General features: G+C 72.0%; 14 protein-coding genes and 1 pseudogene. 4 read left to right on the top strand and 11 right to left on the bottom strand.

The window, feature by feature from the left end; all coding sequences use genetic code 11:
• The first annotated feature begins 213 nt into the window (after positions 1 to 213).
• Positions 214 to 1,218: pseudogene (locus tag ACQP1P_RS47375) on the top strand (hypothetical protein).
• Positions 1,219 to 1,243: 25 nt separating this feature from the next.
• Positions 1,244 to 1,924, top strand: coding sequence for a GNAT family N-acetyltransferase (locus ACQP1P_RS47370; RefSeq protein WP_433081870.1), 681 nt, complete (start codon positions 1,244 to 1,246; stop codon positions 1,922 to 1,924).
• Between the two features lie 181 nt (positions 1,925 to 2,105).
• Here ACQP1P_RS47370 and ACQP1P_RS47365 read toward each other — a convergent pair whose 3' ends face one another.
• The 7 genes from ACQP1P_RS47365 to murJ form a co-directional block, all read right to left on the bottom strand.
• Positions 2,106 to 3,284, bottom strand: coding sequence for an N-acetylmuramoyl-L-alanine amidase (locus ACQP1P_RS47365; RefSeq protein ID WP_433081868.1), 1,179 nt, complete (start codon positions 3,282 to 3,284; stop codon positions 2,106 to 2,108).
• Between the two features lie 263 nt (positions 3,285 to 3,547).
• Positions 3,548 to 3,883 carry a thioredoxin gene (trxA, locus tag ACQP1P_RS47360; protein WP_350622573.1) on the bottom strand — a complete coding sequence of 112 codons (336 nt, stop codon included), beginning with the start codon at positions 3,881 to 3,883 and terminating at the stop codon, positions 3,548 to 3,550.
• Between the two features lie 34 nt (positions 3,884 to 3,917).
• The gene (trxB, locus tag ACQP1P_RS47355; RefSeq protein WP_433090446.1) at positions 3,918 to 4,844 is read right to left on the bottom strand and encodes a thioredoxin-disulfide reductase; all 927 of its coding nucleotides are present in this window, start codon (positions 4,842 to 4,844) and stop codon (positions 3,918 to 3,920) included.
• Between the two features lie 92 nt (positions 4,845 to 4,936).
• Positions 4,937 to 5,866: a hypothetical protein gene (locus ACQP1P_RS47350; protein WP_433081866.1), complete on the bottom strand. Its 930-nt coding sequence runs from the start codon at positions 5,864 to 5,866 to the stop codon at positions 4,937 to 4,939.
• Positions 5,863 to 6,597, bottom strand: coding sequence for an RNA polymerase sigma factor SigM (sigM, locus tag ACQP1P_RS47345; RefSeq protein WP_433090444.1), 735 nt, complete (start codon positions 6,595 to 6,597; stop codon positions 5,863 to 5,865). The genes ACQP1P_RS47350 and sigM overlap by 4 nt, the downstream gene beginning before the upstream one ends.
• 66 nt (positions 6,598 to 6,663) lie before the next feature.
• On the bottom strand, positions 6,664 to 8,181 hold the full coding sequence (locus tag ACQP1P_RS47340) for a protein kinase family protein (RefSeq protein ID WP_433081864.1): 1,518 nt from the start codon (positions 8,179 to 8,181) through the stop codon (positions 6,664 to 6,666).
• Between the two features lie 494 nt (positions 8,182 to 8,675).
• Complete coding sequence (gene murJ / locus ACQP1P_RS47335; RefSeq protein WP_433081862.1) at positions 8,676 to 10,559, bottom strand: murein biosynthesis integral membrane protein MurJ; 1,884 nt, start codon at positions 10,557 to 10,559, stop codon at positions 8,676 to 8,678.
• Between the two features lie 841 nt (positions 10,560 to 11,400).
• Here murJ and ACQP1P_RS47330 point away from each other — a divergent pair.
• The gene (locus ACQP1P_RS47330; protein WP_433081860.1) at positions 11,401 to 12,852 is read left to right on the top strand and encodes a CCA tRNA nucleotidyltransferase; all 1,452 of its coding nucleotides are present in this window, start codon (positions 11,401 to 11,403) and stop codon (positions 12,850 to 12,852) included.
• Here the strand turns inward: ACQP1P_RS47330 and ACQP1P_RS47325 are convergent.
• Entirely contained in the window at positions 12,830 to 13,879 is a 1,050-nt protein-coding gene (locus ACQP1P_RS47325) for a peptidylprolyl isomerase (protein ID WP_433081858.1), read from the bottom strand. The genes ACQP1P_RS47330 and ACQP1P_RS47325 overlap by 23 nt on opposite strands.
• 206 nt (positions 13,880 to 14,085) lie before the next feature.
• Here ACQP1P_RS47325 and ACQP1P_RS47320 point away from each other — a divergent pair, with 206 nt between their 5' ends.
• Positions 14,086 to 14,949 carry a hypothetical protein gene (locus ACQP1P_RS47320; protein WP_433081856.1) on the top strand — a complete coding sequence of 288 codons (864 nt, stop codon included), beginning with the start codon at positions 14,086 to 14,088 and terminating at the stop codon, positions 14,947 to 14,949.
• Between the two features lie 2 nt (positions 14,950 to 14,951).
• Here the strand turns inward: ACQP1P_RS47320 and ACQP1P_RS47315 are convergent, their stop codons facing one another.
• The 3 genes from ACQP1P_RS47315 to ACQP1P_RS47305 all read right to left on the bottom strand — a co-directional run bounded on the left by ACQP1P_RS47315 (position 14,952) and on the right by ACQP1P_RS47305 (position 18,467).
• The gene (locus ACQP1P_RS47315; RefSeq protein ID WP_433081854.1) at positions 14,952 to 16,319 is read right to left on the bottom strand and encodes an MFS transporter; all 1,368 of its coding nucleotides are present in this window, start codon (positions 16,317 to 16,319) and stop codon (positions 14,952 to 14,954) included.
• Between the two features lie 98 nt (positions 16,320 to 16,417).
• On the bottom strand, positions 16,418 to 17,944 hold the full coding sequence (locus ACQP1P_RS47310) for a flotillin family protein (protein ID WP_433081852.1): 1,527 nt from the start codon (positions 17,942 to 17,944) through the stop codon (positions 16,418 to 16,420).
• A gap of 22 nt (positions 17,945 to 17,966) precedes the next feature.
• Positions 17,967 to 18,467 carry an NfeD family protein gene (locus ACQP1P_RS47305; RefSeq protein ID WP_433081850.1) on the bottom strand — a complete coding sequence of 167 codons (501 nt, stop codon included), beginning with the start codon at positions 18,465 to 18,467 and terminating at the stop codon, positions 17,967 to 17,969.
• Between the last annotated feature and the right edge of the window lie 52 nt (positions 18,468 to 18,519).

Below are 18,519 nucleotides of genomic sequence, written 5' to 3'. Positions count from 1 at the left end.
TGAGCGAATCTTGTCCACAGGGGTTATCCACAGGCTCACCCGTTTCACGTGAAACCGAGCGCAAAATCGGCCGCGGCCCTGTGGATGAACATTGCCGCACATAGGACGACCTCGACCGCGTCATCCACAGCGCAATCCACCGGACCTGTGGATAACTCGCTCACTGTCCACAGGGTACGGACAGCGGCCTTCCATTCGGCTAGGGTCGGCTTCGTGCCCGAGTCGCCGCAGCAACCGCCACAGCTCCCTGCCTTCACCTACTGGCCCACCTTCCCGTTCGAGGGCGACATCCGCGTCAAGCGCCTCCTCGACCCGGTGCCGATCGAGCCCCCGCGCCACGGCGACAACCCGGCCGAGTGCCGGGCGTGCGCGGCGCCGGACGAGGCCTACATCTGGGTGAGCGACCGCTGGCGCGTCCGCGCGCTCGATCGCCCGACGGGCCTGCCGGCCGTGCTGATCCTCGAGTCCCGGTCGCACCTCGACCTGGGCGACCTGCCGAACATGCTCGCGGCCGAGCTCGGCGTGATGACCGTCCGCCTGGAGCGCGCGATCCGGTCGCTGGACGACGTGGCCCGGGTTCACGTGAACCGCTGGGGCGACGGCGCGGCGCACCTGCACGTGTGGTTCCTCGCCCGCCCCTACGGACGGCTCCAGCTCCAGGGCACCTTCCTCGCGCTGTGGGACGACATCCTGCCCCCGATCCCCGAGGACCGCTGGCGCGAGAACCTGGCGATGGTCGCCGCCTGGCTGGCCGAGTTCGGCGGCCGCCCGCTGGCCGAGCCGCCGCGCATCAACTGGACCGCCCCGACGAGCCTGGCCGAGCGCGAGGCCCACGCGCAGTCCGACGACGCGCTGGAGCCGGCGGCCGACGCGGCCGAGAACGACGTGGTGGTCCCGGAGCCGGCCGCGGGCAACGACGACACACCGGACGGCCCGACGTCGCAACAGCCTTCGACCCCGGCCCGCTGACCCGGCCTCGGGAGCGAAGAGGCCCACGGCACGGGCGGTACCCGCGGTCGGGCAGCTCCAGGACGCGGGCGTCGTGGGCGGTCTCGATCCGACCCGGGAGCGGCATCCACTCGACCTCGCCGTCCACGTTCGGTAGCCGTCCAGCCACTGCGATCCACCCGAACGGGCGCCGGGGGGAGCAGGGATAAGGAACTGTCCGCGGATGGGTCCCACGGCGTGTGGCGAATGCGTACCATCAGGACGAGCTAATCCCGGGTGCGGTGGAGATGGGCCAATGTCGCGACGTCTCGTCAGTCTGACGCTGGACACCCTCGAGGACCTTCCTCGATCGTGCCGTGACTGCGTGTTCTGGGAGCTCGACCCCGTCGCCGCCGATCGGGCGTGTGCCAACGGCGACCCGGGCCTCGAGAAGGAGGCGTGGGTCTCGCAGACGCTGCTCGAGTGGGGCTCGTGCGGCAAGCTCGTGTACGTCGACGGCATGCCGGCCGGATTCGTGATGTTCGCGCCGCCCGCGTATGTGCCGCGGAGCATGGCCTTCCCGACCTCCCCGGTCTCGCCCGACGCCGTGCTGCTCATGACCGCGCACGTCGTGCAGCCGTTCGCCGACGGCGGGCTCGGGCGCATGCTCGTCCAGGGCGTCGCGCGCGACCTGACCAAGCGCGGCGTGAAGGCGATCGAGGCATTCGGCGACGCGAAGTTCGGCGAGGTCGACGAGGCCGGGCGCAACGAGCGCGGCTGTCTGGCGCCGGCGGACTTCTTCCTGTCGATCGGCTTCAAGACCGTACGACCGCATCCGCGCTATCCCCGTCTGCGTCTCGAACTGCGGACCGCCCTGTCGTGGAAGTCGGACGTCGAATACGCCCTGGAGAAGCTGCTCGGCTCGATGAGCCCGGAGTCGCTGCTCCGCCCGGTGCTCCCGGTTCGCCCGGCGACTCGAGAGATGACCTCCGGCTGAGCCGGTCGAGTCCGAAAAGGCCCCAAATTCGGGCAAATACCCAGGCCACTGCGCCCGGGATCTTCTCCGCGCTGCCATCCCGGGCATGCCCACACCGCAGTGCAGATCGCGGCACCGACCCGAGTAATAAGCGTCGGCGGCCCGGAAGCCGCACGGCCCCGGGCCAGGTGGCGGGCGCGCGCTACGCGGTCGGGGCGGTCGAGCCGGTCAAGGCCCGAAGCAGACTCACGTCGATCGAGCCGGTCGGGACGTCCGCCTCGACGGGGAGGTACATCCGCTGGACCGCGGCCATGATGGCCTCCACGACGCGGTCGCGGAACGCGGGGTCGATCAGCTGCCGCCGGTCCCCCGGCGACGTCAGGTAGCCCACGTCGACCCGGACGGCGGGCATCTTGGTGAGCCGGAGCAGCTCCCAGGTCTTCGGGTGGGTGTGGCAGTCACGCAGCCCGGTGCGGACCACGATCTCGCGCTGCACGAGGCCGGCCAGCCGCTCCCCCACGACGGAGGTGGGGCCGGAGACGGAGCCGTAGTGGTAGGTGGCGACGCCGTCCGCGAGGGGCGTGGCGTGGCCGTCGAGGTGGATCGAGATGAGGAGGTCGGCGCCGAGCTCGTTCGCGAGGTGCACCCGGTCACGGTCGCTCAGAGCGTTCGTGGGCTGCGGACCCCTGGTGAGGTTCACCCGCATCCCCGCGGCCGCCAGACGGCCCTCCAGACGGGCCGCAAGGTCGTACACGAGGTCCGCCTCCACCCACCGCAGCGGCCCGTCCGGCACCACGTGCCCGGTGTCGGGTCCGCCATGGCCGGGGTCGATCACGATGCGCTTGCCCAGCAGCGTCGGGCCCGAGGCGCGGAAGGCCTCGGCCTCGCGCAGGAGCTGGGGCCGACCGCCGATGACCTTGCGGCCGAGCCGGCGCAGGGCACCGATCGTGGCCGGGCCGCACTCGCCGTCGGGGCGCAGGCCGACCTCGCGCTGGAACTGGGCCACGGCGTGCGCGGTGCGGCTGCCGTAGATGCTGTCGGCGCGGCCGGGGTTGTACCCCATCTCGAGCAGCCGCTCCTGGAGCTGCCGGACGTCGTCGCCGACGTAGGGGTCACCGACGGTGTGGAACAGGGCGCGCTGGCCGAGCCGCCAGCGGGCCGCGTCCAGGGCGCGCCACGTCTCGTCGCCCACCTCGCCGTCGACGGTGAGGCCCCGGCTCTGCTGGAAGGCGCGCACGGCCCGCTCGACGTCGGCGTCGTACTCGGGATCGCCCCACGACGGATCCGACGGCAGGAGATCCTCCAGCAGTTCCAGCACGACCAGAATGCCGCGGATCTCGGCAACCGCCGCTCCCCGCGCTCCGCGCCGGATAGCCCGCATGTGGTCCTCCTGAAGTGCCTGTGCCCCGCGTCGGAATCGTACGTGCCCGCCTGAGCGCGCCGTTATGGGGCGATTCACCCATGCTGAGCCGCGTCCGCGAGGCAGCGTACTCCCACCACCCCGGTAGCGCGCCCCACTGAGCACCGCACCACAGAGAAAAAGCGCCGCGCCGGGCGCAGCGTTACACCGGAACCGAAATGCCCCGCCTCCGCGTCGGCGGAGACGGGGCATCAGAGCAACTCGCGCGGAGCGCGGGCTTGAAATCAGGCCGGGTCGAGCGCCGACTCGATCAGCCGGACCAGCGCGCTCTTCGGGTTGGCGCCCACGACCGAGCGGAACGGCTCGCCGTCCTTGAACACGGTCAGGGTGGGCACCGAGAGGACCTGGTAGGCCCGCGCGGTCTCCGGGTTGCTGTCGATGTCGACCTTCACGATCTTGACCTTGTCGGCGAGCTCACCGGCGGCGATCTCGTTCAGCATGGTCTCGATCTTGCGGCACGGCTGGCACCATTCCGCCCAGAAGTCCACCAGAACCGGAATATCCGATTTGAGGACGTCGACCTCGAAGGTCTTGTCGCTGACGGGCTGGATGGCTCCCATGCGCTCTCCTTCTCTCCAAGCTCTCTTGCTCGCTCTACAGGGCCGCGATGTACCGCTCGGCGTCAAGGGCCGCGGCGCAGCCGGTGCCCGAGGCGGTGATGGCCTGCCGGTAGGTGTGGTCGACGACGTCGCCGGCGGCGAACACGCCCTCGATGTTGGTGCGGGTGCTCGGCGCGGCCACCTTCACGTAGCCCTCGTCGTCGAGCTCGACCTGGCCGCGGAACAGCTCGCTGCGCGGGTCGTGACCGATCGCGACGAACACGCCGGCCACCGGCAGGTCCTGCTCGTCGCCGCTCACGGTGTTCTTGACGCGCACGGCGCCGACGCGGCCGCCGCCGTCGACGACCTCCGTCACGACGCTGTTCCAGAGGACCTCGATCTTCTCGTTGGCCAGGGCGCGCTCGGCCATGATCTTGCTGGCGCGGAACGAGTCGCGGCGGTGGATGATCGTGACCTTGGTGGCGAAGCGGGTGAGGAAGGTCGCCTCCTCCATCGCCGAGTCGCCGCCGCCCACGACGACGATGTTCTCGTTGCGGAAGAAGAAGCCGTCACACGTGGCACAGGACGACACGCCTCGGCCGAGCAGCTCCTGCTCGCCCGGCACGCCCAGCGGGCGCCAGGCGGAGCCGGTGGCCAGGATGACGGCCTTGCCCTGATACTCCGTCTCGCCGACCCACACGCTCTTCACCGGGCCGTCGAGCGCGACCCGGGTCGCGTCGTCGGTGATGAACTCGGCCCCGAAGCGCTCGGCCTGCTTGCGCATGTTGTCCATGAGCTCGGGCCCGTTGATGCCGTCCGGGAAGCCGGGGAAGTTCTCCACCTCGGTGGTGGTCACCAGCGCGCCACCGGAAGTAACACCCTCGATCACCAGTGGCTTGAGGTTGGCCCGGGCCGCATAGACGGCAGCCGTGTACCCGGCGGGACCGGACCCCACGATGATCAGGTTGCGGACCTCGTCCACGGTCGACTCCTCGAATTCAGCCTGTGCCAGCAAAACGTCATCCTACGAACCGGCCATTCCCGGTGGACGGTGACTCGTGTGCCACATCACCACTACGGGGCGGTGGTTCGGTACCGTTCGTCGGCGATCGCCCCGCCGAGGCCGCAGTCCGGCCCGACGACGATCACGAGACGCCTGCCCACCGCGGTCCGCGAACCGTCGACGACCACGACCAGCGCCGGCTGTCCCTCGAACGCGGCGTAGTCGACCAGCGCCACCTGACCACCGTATTCCCTCGTGATCGCGGTGAGGCACGCGGCCCGCGCGGCCGGCTCGGCGAGGCGCGCGAGGGGGCTCGGCACGGCCGCCGGGGCCTTGCCGCCGTTGTCGAACGCGCTCGCGCCACCCTCGCCCTGCACGTTGTTGCGGGACTGCGTCTTCGGCACCGTCCCGGTGACGCCGCCGACCGTGCCCCGGGCGTAGTCGCGGCCGCTGGAGATGATCGGCGAGTCCCCCGAGAACGGCAGGAACCCCGACGATCCGGGCCCGGCGTCGCCCTGGGCGCCGGTGGCGGAGCCGCGCTCGGGGCCGCCACCGGCCACGTTGGGCACGGCGGACGAGGGCCGGTCGGACCTGGTGGCCCCGGACTCGCGCAGCACCTGCACACCCACGCCGCCGCACACGAGCACCGCGGCGGCCGCGGTCAACCCGGCGGTCCAGCGCGTCCGGCGCCGTTTGCGCGCTTCGCGCGCACGGTTCAGGTCGACCACGGGGGCGTCCGCCGGGGGCGCGGTGACGGCCGAGGCCAGGGCCGCATCCAGGCGTTGTTGCACATCCGGCGGTACCGGAAGTGCCTCCGTCCCCAGCGCGTGCAGCTCGTCACGCATGGCCGCGTCGGCCGACACGAGCATCGCGTAGGCCTCGGCCCAGCTCTCCTCGGTGCTGACCAGGTGGCGCACGTCGTCCGCGGCCGGGGTGCCGTCCAGCGCCCCGCCGACGAAATCGGCGAGCCGGTCGAGGTCGGCTTCGGTGAAGGCCGTCACGCGCCACCCTCCTTTCCGGACGCGGATGGGACGTCTGACGCGAGCCCGGTGGGGCGGTTGTCGGTCGTCGGCCCGGCTCGCTCGTCGGCCCGGGCGTCGTGCGGGACGCCGGTCCGGCCGCCGGGCCGGGCGTCGGTCGGTGCGGCGGCTCGGGCGTTCGCGGGCGCGTCGGCCCGGGCCGCATCAGATGGGACGCGGCCACCGTCGACGGGGTTCCGCAGGTGGCCGAGGAGCAGCGCGAGCCGGGCCCGGCCGCGCGCGCACCTGCTCTTGATGGTGCCCTCCGCGACGCCGAGCATCACGGCGGCCTCGGCGACGCCGTAGCCCTGCACGTCCACGAGCACGAGGGCGGCCCGCTGCTCCACGGGCAGTTGCTGCAGCGCCTGGCGCACGTCCATGGCCGTGTCGCGGTCGGTCGCCGGGGCCGGTGTGATGTCCGTCTCGGGCAGCGGGACCGTGGGGCGCGCCTGGCGCCGGCGCACCCGGTCGAGGCACGCGTTCACCACGATCCGGTGCAGCCAGGTGGTGACGGCCGAGTCGCCGCGGAACTTGCCGGCCGCGCGGAACGCCGAGAGCAGGGCGTCCTGGAGCGCGTCGGCGGCCTCCTCGCGGTCGCCCAGCGTGCGCAGCGCGACCGCCCAGAGGCGGTCGCGATGGCGCTGGACGAGCTCGCTGAAGGCGTGGGGGTCGCCGCCGGAGTGGGCACGCAGCAGCCATGCGTCGTCGCGCATGTCCCGCGCGCCCGGCTCCGCAGCGTCCACGGCTCGCACCCTATCGATCGCGGCCGGTCCGTGGGGTCACTGCACCCGGACGGTTATCTCTCCGATAGCCACGCGGTATCCGCTGTTGCTCTCCTTGGGCAGCTTGGTGATCCACACGAGCAGGTAGCGCGTCTTCTGCTCCGGCCCGTTGAAGATGGTCGTGCTGCCCATGTTCTGCCGCGGCGTGCCGGCCACGGTGCCGTACTGCTGCACCGTCGCCTGGTCCTGGGACTGCCCGCTGCCGAGATCCTGGCTGCCGGCCCGCAGCTCGCCGTCCGCGCCCGGGGTCTGGAAGTCGACCTGCACGGAGACGACCTGCTTCTCCTCGCCGAGGTCGAGCCACACGCCCATGCCGGCCTTCTTGCCACCGAAGTCGGCCTTCGGGTAGCGCTCGGTCTTCCACACCGTGTTGGCGTCGCCGTCGACGGTCTTGTCGGCGTCCTTGACCTCGGAGCGGGTGCCCTGCGGGTCGATGATGCGGACCTTGGAGGGATCGATCTTGAGCACGACCGGCTGCCCGGCCGGCTTGGCCTGCTGCGACGCGGTCGTGCCGATCGGCGCGTTGCCCGGCGAGGGCGTCTCCGGCGTGGCCGGGTCGCCCAGCACGCGGGCCGCGGCCAGCGTGCCGGCCAGGGCGAGCACGAGCAGGCCGACGACGCCCACGGCGAGCTTGCGCCCGGCGGGCTTCGGCGGGGCGGTGGACTGCGCGGCGGAGTCGAACGCGGCGAAGTCGACGCGCCCGCCCTCCTCGGCCGCCTCCTCCTCGTCGAGGCTGCCGAACGAGGCGAGCTCGCCGGCGAGCGACTCGGCCGAGGGCAGCGGCAGGTCGGGGTTGAGCAGGTCGGCGACGAGCGAGTCGAGGGCGGCGGGCACGCCGGCGCGGACCTGGCGCGGCGTCTGCAGCGCGCCGTTGCCGTCGCGGACGCCGTCGGGCACCGAGTAGGTGCCGGCCTCGGCGTGCGGCCAGTAGCCGGTCAGCGCGCAGTACAGCACGGCGCCGATCGCGCGGATGTCCGTCTCCGGCGTGGCGCTGTCGTCGGCGCGCGCGTCCGTGAGCACCACCCGGCCGTCGTGCGCGACGAGCACCGTGCCGGGGTGCACGTTGCCGTGCGCCATGCCGGTGCCGTGCAGCGCCGCGACGGCGTCGGTGACGGCCCATGCGATCGCGATCGAGCGCCCCGCGTCGAGCGGGCCCTGCGCCACGATGTCGCGCAGCGCGATGCCGTCGACCCACTCGCGCACCACGTAGGCGCGCTCGCCCTCGTCGATCGCGTCGTAGACGCCGACGAGGTGGGGGTGGACGATGCGGCTCATGGCGACCGCCGCGGCCAGCATCTCCTTGGCGCTCTCCCCGCCGGGGTAGCGCGTGACCACCGCTACCGGCCGACGCAGGATGACGTCGATGCCGCGATAGAGCTGGCGGCCCAGCGAGTCGTTGCCGATGTGCTCTTCGAGCTGGTAGCGCTCGGCAAGGATTTCACCGACGGATGGGGTGCCGAAGGTCAGAACCTGGGGAGCGCCCCCAGCCTCCAGCCCTTCGTCGAGCTCAGCCACCCGTCCTCCCTTCCGATCCGTGTGCCGACCTGTGGCGTCTGTCGTAACGCGAGTCGCAGTCACTAAGCCTAAGCGCTTCGGCAGGGCGCCGGGGTTGACCTTACCTGTCGGCTCTTAGGTCTCCGACACGTCATCATCTCCGGACCACCCCGCGTGAGGCCAATTGATCACCCATGTCAGGACACGGCGGTCATTTCCCCTTCATGCACTTTTCACCGAATAGTCGCTGACCGCCGCGCTCGCCCGCGCCGCCGCGGAGCGCCCATATTGGACAGCGATCCGCGAATGTGACAAACCGCTGAGCGGCGCGGGTGCCGCTCGCTCGGAGGCCCCGGAGTCACAGCGACCACCTCGTTCTCACGAGCACTGCCCCGTTCGGGTTCAACCTCGCCGCCAACCGAGACGACGCTCTCTGTCGAATCGCCACAAGGCACCCGTAGACGTCAATCTCGGCAAACGCCGCCCACGTCGATTCCGCGGTGTCGTGAACGGCATCAGCGGCCGAGGCGGCGCCGGATCATCGAGGCGAACTGGTTGACCTCGGGCACCTTCAGGAACATGGCGCCGGCGGCGTAGACGGCGAGCAGGACCGCGCTGCCGAGGATCAGCTGCACCACGCCCTGGACCTTGCCGGGGTCGATCATCAGGCCGACCAGCCACGTCACGCCTAGGGCCAGCAGCCCACCGGCCGCGGCGGCCACGCCGAGCCGGATCAGCGTGTCCAGCAGCTTGCGCAGGCCGAGCCGGCCGAGGCGCTTGCGGAGCAGGACGTAGCCGACGACGAGGGCCACGACGTAGGACAGCGCCGTGCCGACCATGAGCGAGGTCGTCACGACCGCGACCGGCAGGACGAAGTAGAAGCCCACGTCGAGGATCAGGCGCACCGCGACGCCGCCGATGTTGACCAGCGCCGGGGTCTTCGTGTCGCGCATCGCGTAGAAGACGCTCGTCTGCATCTGGCTCAGCGCGAACGGCACCAGGCCGAGGCCGGCCGCGGCGACCACCGACCCGGTGGCCAGCGACTGGTCGTAGCTGTAGCTGCCCCAGTTGAACAGCGTGACCGCGAGCGGGCGGCCGAGCACGAGGTACACGGCCCCGGCCGGGATCAGGATCACCGACGCCAGACGGCTGGCCGAGGCGAGCTGCTCGGTGACGTCGGAGAACCGCCCGTCCGCGGCGGCGGCGGAGATACGCGGCATGATCGCCGTGATGACCGAGACCGCGACGATGCCGTGGGCCATCATGAAGATCAGGAAGGCGTTGTTGAACACGGCCGGGCCCTCGCCGCCGCGGAGCTGGTTGTTCTTGGCCAGCGCCATGACGACGGTGATGCCCAGCTGGTACACCCCGACGTAGAGCAGCATCCAGGCGCCCAGCTTCGCCAGCTCGCGCAGGTGCAGCTTGCGGAAGTCGAAGCGCCACTTCCAGCGGAACCCGGTCTTGCGCATGGCGGGCCACAGCCCGGCCGCCTGCACGACGATGCCGAGCGTGGTGCCCAGGCCGAGGACCAGCACCTGGGGCAACGTGATCGTCTCCGGCGTCGGCAGCCCGCCGCCGCGCACCAGCATGAACACGCCGGCGGTGACGATGATGACGATGTTGTTGAGGATCGGCGTCCACATCGGCGCCGCGAAGTGCCCGCGCACGTTGAGGATCGCGGCCGAGATGCCCGCGAGGCCGTAGAAGAAGATCTCGGGCAGCAGCAGGTACGCCAGCAGCGTGATCAGGTCGCGGTCGCTGCTCGTGACCTTGTCGTTGCCAAGGGTGTAGATGGCGGTGATGAGCGGCGCGGCTACGACCACGATCAGCGTGGCGATGCCGAGCGCGACGACGGCCAGGGTGAGCAGGCGCTGGGCGTGCGCCTCGCCGCGGTCGGGGTCCTCCTTGCGGGCCCGCACCAGCGTGGGGATGAGCACGCTGGCCAGGACGCCGCCGAGCAGCAGCTCGTACACCTGGTTGGGCAGGTTGTTCGCCAGCGTGTAGTCGTCGCCGACCACCGCGCCGCCGATGGCCGCCGCGATGGCCGCGGCCCGGATGAACCCCGTGGCCCGGCTGACCAGGCTCAGGATGGCCATCGTGCTGCTGTTGCGCACGACGGTGCCGGTGCTGTCGTCGTCGGCCGCGGACGGCGGCGCGGTCTCCTCCACGACCGGCGCGTCGGCGACCACCTGCGGCCGCGGCACGACCAGGGGCATCGCGACGGTGGGCGCGTTGGCGGGGTCGACGGGCAGGTCCACGGGGCGGCGGCCGACCTCGAGCCGGACGGTCTGCCCGGGGTCGAGAGGTCCGGCCGGGGGCCGGAGCAGCTGCGTGGGCCCGGACAGGAACTCGCCCCCGCGGTCCTCCGGCGCGCCCGTCGCCGCGAGCGACCCAGGCACCCCCGGCGGCATATGCCCCGGCGGCGGCGAGGCGTGCGTGTGCCCTGCTGGCGGCGCGCCGTGCATGTGCGGCGGCGTGTGCCCTGGCGGCGGCGCGGCGTGCGCGTGCGGCGGCGTGTGCCCGGATGGTGGCGTGGCGTGCGCGGGGGCGGGGGCGGGGGCGGACGGGATGACCGAGGTCGGCCCCGCCGGCGAGGCCTCGGCCCACGGTGAAGGCCGCTCGGAAGCTCCGTGCGTGGGCGGCACGATCTGTGTCGGCTCGGCCGGCGAGGCCTCGGCCCACGAAGGCGTCGGAGGCGCGCTCTCGGCGGGCCTGGACGGCGCGGCGGGCGTCCAGGCCGGCGACTCCGTGGCCCAGGCGGGCAGTCCCGACGGCTCCTGCGCAGGCGGCGCCGACGAAGGCGGCGCGGACAACGGTGGCGCGGACGATGGCGTGGGCGGCACGATCTGCGTAGCAGCGGCGGGCCCTAGACCGGCCCACGACGGCGGTTCAGCAGGCGGCACGACCTGCGTCGGCTCGTCGGGCGCCCGGTGCGCACCCCGACGACGCCGCGACGGCTCGCCAAGAGGGTCCGGCCAGCCGTCCTCGTCCGCGAGCTGCGCGTCCGAGTCCGGTCGCATCGACGCGGTCGGGTCATCGCTCCAGCGCCCGCGCTGTGCCGGGTCCTGCCCCGGATCCATTCGCCACATCCCAACTCGGCCGTACGTTCACGCTCGCAGCACCGACCATAGTGGCACCCCCCGACACTTCCGAGGGGTCGCCGATTTTCAGGCGACCCGACGCACATCCGGCGGCTACCCTCGGTGCCTGCTTTCCCCGTCGCGATAGGCTGGCCGACCGATGCCCGAGACCACACGCGCCCTCAACGAGGCCCAGCGCCGCGCCGTGCACGAGCTGCTGCGCGTCTCCCCCGTCGCCGACGAGCTCGGCCGGCGCTTCGGCCGCGCCGGCAAGGAGTTGCACCTGGTCGGCGGCTCGGTGCGAGACGCGCTGCTCGGGCACCTCGGCGACGACCTCGACTTCACCACCGACGCGCGGCCCGAGGAGACTCTGCGCATCATCGACGGCTGGGCCGAGTCGGTGTGGACCACCGGCCAGGAGTTCGGCACGATCGGCCTGGCCCGGCGCGGGCTGCGCATCGAGGTCACCACGTTCCGCGCGGACGCGTACGACCGCGTGAGCCGCAACCCGATCGTCCAGTACGGCGACAACCTGACCGACGACCTGCGCCGGCGCGACTTCACCGTCAACGCGATGGCGGTCTCGGTGCCGGGCCACGCGTTCACCGACCCGTACGGCGGCCTGAACGACCTGGCCGACGGGGTGCTGCGCACCCCGGGCCGGCCGGAGGACTCCTTCGCCGACGACCCGCTGCGGATGCTGCGCGCGGCCCGGTTCGTGAGCAAGCTCGGCTTCGCCGTCGCGCCCGAGGTGCTGGCCGCGATCACCGAGATGGCGCCCGACCTGGCCCGGATCACGGCCGAGCGGGTGCGAGACGAGTTCGTGAAGCTCATGTGCGGCCAGGACCCGGTCGCCGGCCTGCGGCTGCTGGTCGAGACGGGCCTCGCCGAGCAGTTCCTGCCGGAGCTGTCCGGCCTCAAGCTGGAGATCGACGAGCACGCCCAGCACAAGGACGTGTACGAGCACACGCTGATCGTCGTACGCAACGCGATCGGCCACGAGCGCAACGGCGCCGACTTCACCCTGCGCATGGCGGCGCTCATGCACGACATCGGCAAGCCGGCGACGAAGGCGGTCGGCTCGGACGGCGGCGTGAGCTTCCACCACCACGAGATCGTCGGCGCGCGGCTGACCAAGCAGCGGATGAAGGCGCTGAAGTTCCCGAAGGACGTGATCTCCGACGTCGCCGAGCTGGTCGCGCTGCACCTGCGCTTCTACGGCTACGGCCGCGGCGAGTGGACCGACTCGGCCGTGCGCCGCTACGTCACCGACGCCGGCCCGCTGCTCGACCGCCTGCACGCGCTCACGCGCTCGGACGTGACCACCCGCAACCGGCGCAAGGCGGCCCAGCTCGCGGCCGACTACGACGCGCTGGAGGAGCGGATCGCGCGCATCGCCGCCGAGGAGGACCTGGCCCGGGTCCGGCCCGACCTCGACGGCAACGCGATCATGGAGCTGCTCGGGGTGCCGCCCGGCCCGATCGTGGGCCGCGCCTGGCGCTACCTCAAGGAGCTGCGGCTCGAGCGTGGCCCCCTCGAGCACGAGGAGGCCATCACCGAGCTGCGCAAGTGGGCCGAGGCCGAGGGCGTCACGCCACCCGGATCTCGGTGATCTGCACGGCGAGCTTGGGCGGGCCGTCCGGTCCGCCCGTCGTGGTGCCGGCGGCGGCGATCCGGTCGAGCAGGTCCATCCCGCTGGTCACGGTGCCGAAGACGGTGTAGTCGGGCGGGATGTCGCTGTCCTTGTACACCACGAAGAACTGCGACCCGTTGGTTCCCGGGCCCGCGTTGGCCATCGCGAGCGTGCCCCGCGGATACGGCGGCACGGTCGTGGGCAGGTTCTCCTCGCCGAACTGGTAGCCGGGCGTCCCGGTTCCGGTGCCGCTCGGATCGCCGCACTGCAGGACGTACAACCCGTCCGTGGTGAGCCGGTGACACGGCGTGTCGCTGTAGAAGTCGTCGCGGGAGAGGTGCACGAAGGAGTTGACGGTGCAGGGCGCGCGGTCGGCGTACAGCTGGATGCCGATGGGTCCGAGGTTCGTCTGGATGGTCGCGGCCACCCGCCCGGTCAGCGTGGACTTGGGCGCGGGCGTGGCGATCAGGCGCGTGTCGCCCTCGCCGCGGCCGGCCGACGCGTAGGCGCACGGCACCCCGGCCGGGGCCTGGGTGCGGGCGCCGGTCGGCCCGGCGGTGGCCCCGTCCGGCGGCGGGTTGGTCTCCGCGCCGGTGGTGATCGGGGCGCCGACCTGGGGCGCCGGTCCGCGGCCCGAGGCGACGGCCGAGACCGGGCCGCCGATGGACTCGGTCGACTCGCGGCCGGGCGCCAGGACGAGGTACGCCACGACCGCCACGACCGCGAGCGCCAGCACGGCCCCGCCGGCCAGCGGGACGAGCCGGCGCGCCGGGGACGCGGGCGGCGGTGGCTCGGCGGGCGGGGCGGCCGGAAGCGCCCTGGCCTCGGCCCCGGCTCCACCACCGGCGGGCGGCGGGAACTGGGGATCTTCTTTCGACCGCGGCGACGAGTCCCGCAGCGATTCGGGCCGGACCGCTCCGGGCACACCGGGAACGGGTGCGGATGGCGGCAGCGGCTCGGCGAGCTCGGGCGGCCGCGGGTCGCCAGGCTCCGGTGGTGTTGACATTTCGTAATCTTACGACTACTTAAAGCGACAATCCGGGACGCTGTTGCTTGAGATCGTCAGGTTGTCGGAACCCCGACCACCGTAGCGTCGTGCATGTGGCGATTCGGCCGCTTCTGCGTGTAGACCGGGTCCGCTACCGTCGCTAGCACGCAACCCCCCCCTTGAACCTGGAGGCAGACATGCAGCCGTGTCCAACCTGCGGCGGCATGGGCATTGATGCGAACGGCTACTGCACGCAGTGCCGCACCTATCGAGGCGTCCCGCAGGCGCCCCAGCAGCCGACGAGCGGCACGCCGTACAGCGGCGGACCGTACGGCGGACAGCAGCCCTATGCCGGATACCCCACCAGCTCCGGACCGCAATATTCGGCTCCACCCTCATACAACGACCCGATCTCCGCTCCGCCCACCGCTTACGGCGCGACCTACGGCGGCGGCTCGTCGTCGTCGGGCGGCGGCCGGAACAAGTTCCTGATGCCCGTCCTGGCGTTGTCGGGCGTGCTGGTGGTCCTGGTCGTGGCGATCGTGGTGGTCGCGGCGCTCAAGGGCGGCGACGACAAGAAGAACGACCCGCAGGCGAACAACCCGACCGGCGGGCCGGCCGCGACCGGGACCGCGAAGGCGACCGAGAAGGCCGCGATCGACGAGTGCCTGGTCGGCACCTGGACCACCAAGACCTTCACGCAGCAGGTCCCGATGGACGGCGTCGGCAACGTGCCGATCAACCTGACCAAGAACGGCTCGACGCTGAAGTTCACCGCGGACGGGAAGCTGACCGAGACGTACAAGGACACCGTCCTCACCGGCAACCCGACCATCTCGGGCTCGGCGACCCCGATCACGCTGACGGTCAACGCGACGGTCACCTCGAACGTGACGACCACGAGCGCGACCATCGCCTACCAGAACGTGCAGGCGACGGGCACCATCAACACGAAGGCGCCGTCGATCAACTACGACGAGACCGAGCCGTTCCAGACGGACGACAACCCGGCGAAGTACACGTGCAAGGGCAACGACCTGACGCTGAGCGGCTCGACGTTCACCAGCACCGCGACCAAGACGTCGTAGCGCTACTGATGCGCACGGCGTAGTGCCCCGCCGGGGCCGGCGATGTCGTCGCCGACCCGGCGGGCCCAGCGCCCGCCCAGAGCCGCGTACCCCGCCGCGGCCAGCAGGTAGCCGGCGGCCACGACACACAGCACCGGCACCGAGCGCCCGGTCTCGGGCAGCGTGAGCGCGCCCAGGTACATCCCGGCGACGAGCGTCAGGTTGAAGGTCGTGTCGTTGATGCTGAAAACGCGGCCACGGTACTCGTCCGCGCACTCGTGCTGCAGCGAGGTATCGGTCACGATCTTGATGCCCTGCGCGGCCAGGTTCGTCACGAACACGGCCCCGAGCAGCAGCACCGGGTCGAACGGCAGCCCGAAGCCCAGGATCGCGGCCCCGGTGCCGGCCAGCACGATCACCACCCAGCGCCAGCCGCCGATGCGGCGCGCGACCGGGGGCGTCGCGAACGAGGCGATGATCATGCCGACCCCGCCGGCCAGGAACGCGTTGGCGATGGTGCCGAACGAGCCGGTGACGTCGCCGCCGTGGTTGAACCCGGTGCGGAACAGCAACAGGGATGCGAGCAGGACGACGCCGTACAGCAACCGGAACGTCGCCTGCGCGAGCACCAGGTAGGCCGCGCCGCGCTTGGCCGCCAGGTGCCGGACGCCGGCGACCGTGCCGCGGCTGGTCTGCACGAGCGCGGTCATGATCGAGCCGCCCCGGCGGTCCGCCGCGTCCGGCCCGAGTTCGTCGGGGCCGAAGCTCGCCCGGCCGACGAGGGCGGAGACGAGATAGAAGGCCGCGGCCAGGGCGGCAACGAGCGCGTACCCGTGAAACGACGTGGCCAGCACGGTCTTGATGAGCGTGGCGCCCGCCCCGATGCCCAGCGAGTAGCACAGCGACCCCACCGTGCCGGCGAACGAGTTCGCGGTGACCAGCGTCGGGTCCGACACCACGTGCGGGGTGGCCGCGGAGAGCCCGGCCAGGAAGAACCGGTTCAGCCCGATGACCACGAGGGCGAGCAGGAACGGCAACGGCGACTTCTCGCCGGTCCAGACGTACGCCGCGATCGGTAGCACCAGCAGCGCGCGCACGAGGTTGGCGACGACCACGATGGACAGGCGCCGCCAGCGGTCCAGGAACACGCCGACGTACGGGCCGACCAGCGAATACGGCAGCAGCAGGATCGCGAAGCCGGCCGCGATCGCCATGCCGCCGGCCCGCTGCTGCGGATTGAACAGCACGCTGCCGGCCAGCGCGCCCTGGAACAGTCCGTCACCGACCTGGGCGATCGCTCGGACCGCGACGAGCCGGCGGAAGCCCCGCTGGCGGAGCACGGCGCGCACGAAGTGTTTCGGCTGGCGGGGGGCGATGGTGCTGGCGGACACGGCCCAAAGCCTACGGCGAACCACGCCCGCGTGACCCCGCACGAACAGAGTGGGGCCCTCACCGAACGGTGAGGACCCCACTCCGAAAGGTCACGACGCTACGACTTGGGCGCCTCGACGGCGGGCCGGCCGTTCACCGGCTCGACGACGTCGTCGCCCGCGAGGCCGCCGAGCTTGCCCAGCAGCTTCTGCAGGTCGATGCCGGTGAGGTCGGTGCCGAGCTGGAGGCCCTGGGCGACGTTGTTCGCCACCGACTTGGTCAGCGACGAGGCGCCGTCGGTCGAGATCACCGTCATCCGGTCGATGTTGCCCATGGGGTCGCTGGCCGCCTTGACCACATCCGGCATGACGCGCACCAGCAGGTCGAGGATCGCGGCCTCGCCATAGGTGGCGAACGCGTCGGCCTTGAGCTTCATGGCCTCGGCCTCGGCCTGGCCGCGGGCCAGGATCGCGGACGCCTCGGCCGCACCCTCGCGCTCGAGCGCCTCGGCGATGGCGACACGGCGCCGCTGCTCCGCCTCACCTTCCTTGGCGCCCTCGATCGCGTTGGCCTCGGCCAGCGCGGCGCGGCGGGACCGCTCGCCCTCACCGGTGAGGCGGGCCTGCTCGGCGTTGGCCTGGGCGGCCGCGATGGTCGCCTGCCGCTGCGCCTCGGCCTTGAGGATCGCGGCGTTCTTGGCCGCCTCGGCCTCCTGCTCGACCCGGTAGCGCTCGGCGTCGGCGGGCTTGCGCACCTCGGTGTCGAGCTGGCGCTGCTTGAGCTCGGCGTTGCGCTCGGCCACCTTCTGCTGCTCGGCGAGGATGATCTGCTCCCGCTCGGCCTGGGCGAGGGGGCCGGCCGCGGCCGACTTCGCCTTGGCCGCGTCGATCTCGGCCTGGATGCCGGCCTGCTTGAGCGCGAGGTTCCGGTTGGCCTCGGCGATGGCCTCCTCCGAGCGCAGCCGCTCGGACTCGGCGGCCTGGCGGGCCTGCGCCTCGGCGATGGCCGCGTCGCGCAGCACCCGGGCGGCCTCGGGCCGGCCCAGGTCGGCGAGGTAGGAGCCCTCGGCGAAGATGTCCTGCAGCTGGAAGGTGTCCAGCACCAGGCCCTGGTTGGTGAGCGAGTGCTCGGCCTCCTCGGCGACCGCGCCGGCGAACGCCGTGCGGTCCCGGATGATCTCCTCGATGGTCAGCCGGCCGACGATCGAGCGGAGCGCGCCGGCCAGGACCTCGCTGGTGAACAGGTCGATGCCCTGCTGCTGGTTGAGGAAGCGCTGCGCGGCGGCGCGGATGGCGTCCTCGGTGCCGCCGACCTTGACGATCGCGACGCCCTGCAGGTTGGCGCGGATGCCCTGCTTGCTCACCGCGCCGGTGATCTCGACGTGGATGCGGCGGCTGGACAGGTCGAGCACCTGCAGCTTCTGCACGATCGGCACCACGAAGACCGAGGCGCCCATGACGACCTTCTGCCCCGACAGGTCGGTCGAGCGCGAGCCGTCGAGGCCCTGCACCGACTTGCCCTTGCGGCCGGTGATGATGAACGCCTCGTTGGAGCCGGCCACCTTGATGCGCGAAACGATGAAGAGCACGATCAGCAAGATCAACAATACGCCGCCGCCGATGGCGACGAGCAGGACTGTGTCCATCCGCTCCTTCTTCCAGGGATATCTAGAGGGGGGTTTCTTCCACAATCACGCTGGTGGGGCTGGTCGCCTCCACCACGAAGACGCGGGCGCCGAGCGCGATGGGCCGGTCGGCGCGGGCGCTGACCTTCAGCGGCTGGCCACCGAGAGAGATGCGGACCTCACCGAAGCCGTTGCCGGTGATGGGGGTGACGACGACGCCGGTCGTCCCGATCATGTCGCGCTGGGTCGGGGTGGCGTCGGTGCGCATGTTGAGCGCGAGCCGGGACAGGCGCGTCGCGAGCCACGCGGTCGGCACGGCGGCGACGACACCGCCGACGACCGGCATCAGCAGGCCGTTGCCGCCGGTGAGCGCCCCGACGGCGGCGCCGGCGAAGCCGAAGGCCCCGATGAACCCGGCGACGGCGGGGACCGAGAACGGCCCGTCCACATCGGGATGGCCGAAGTGGAAGAGGTCGCCGATGACGACGGAGAGGGCGAGCACGATCACGCCTACGGCGCCGATCACCAGGAACGTCGTCTCCACTGTGCGCCTCCCCTCGCAAGACACCTGGAGGGTATCGCCACCGCGCCACTTC

It is taken from the genome of Dactylosporangium sp. CA-052675, assembly GCF_050947935.1.
Lineage (GTDB): Bacteria > Actinomycetota > Actinomycetes > Mycobacteriales > Micromonosporaceae > Dactylosporangium.
This window is presented reverse-complemented; position numbering and strand designations above follow the sequence as displayed.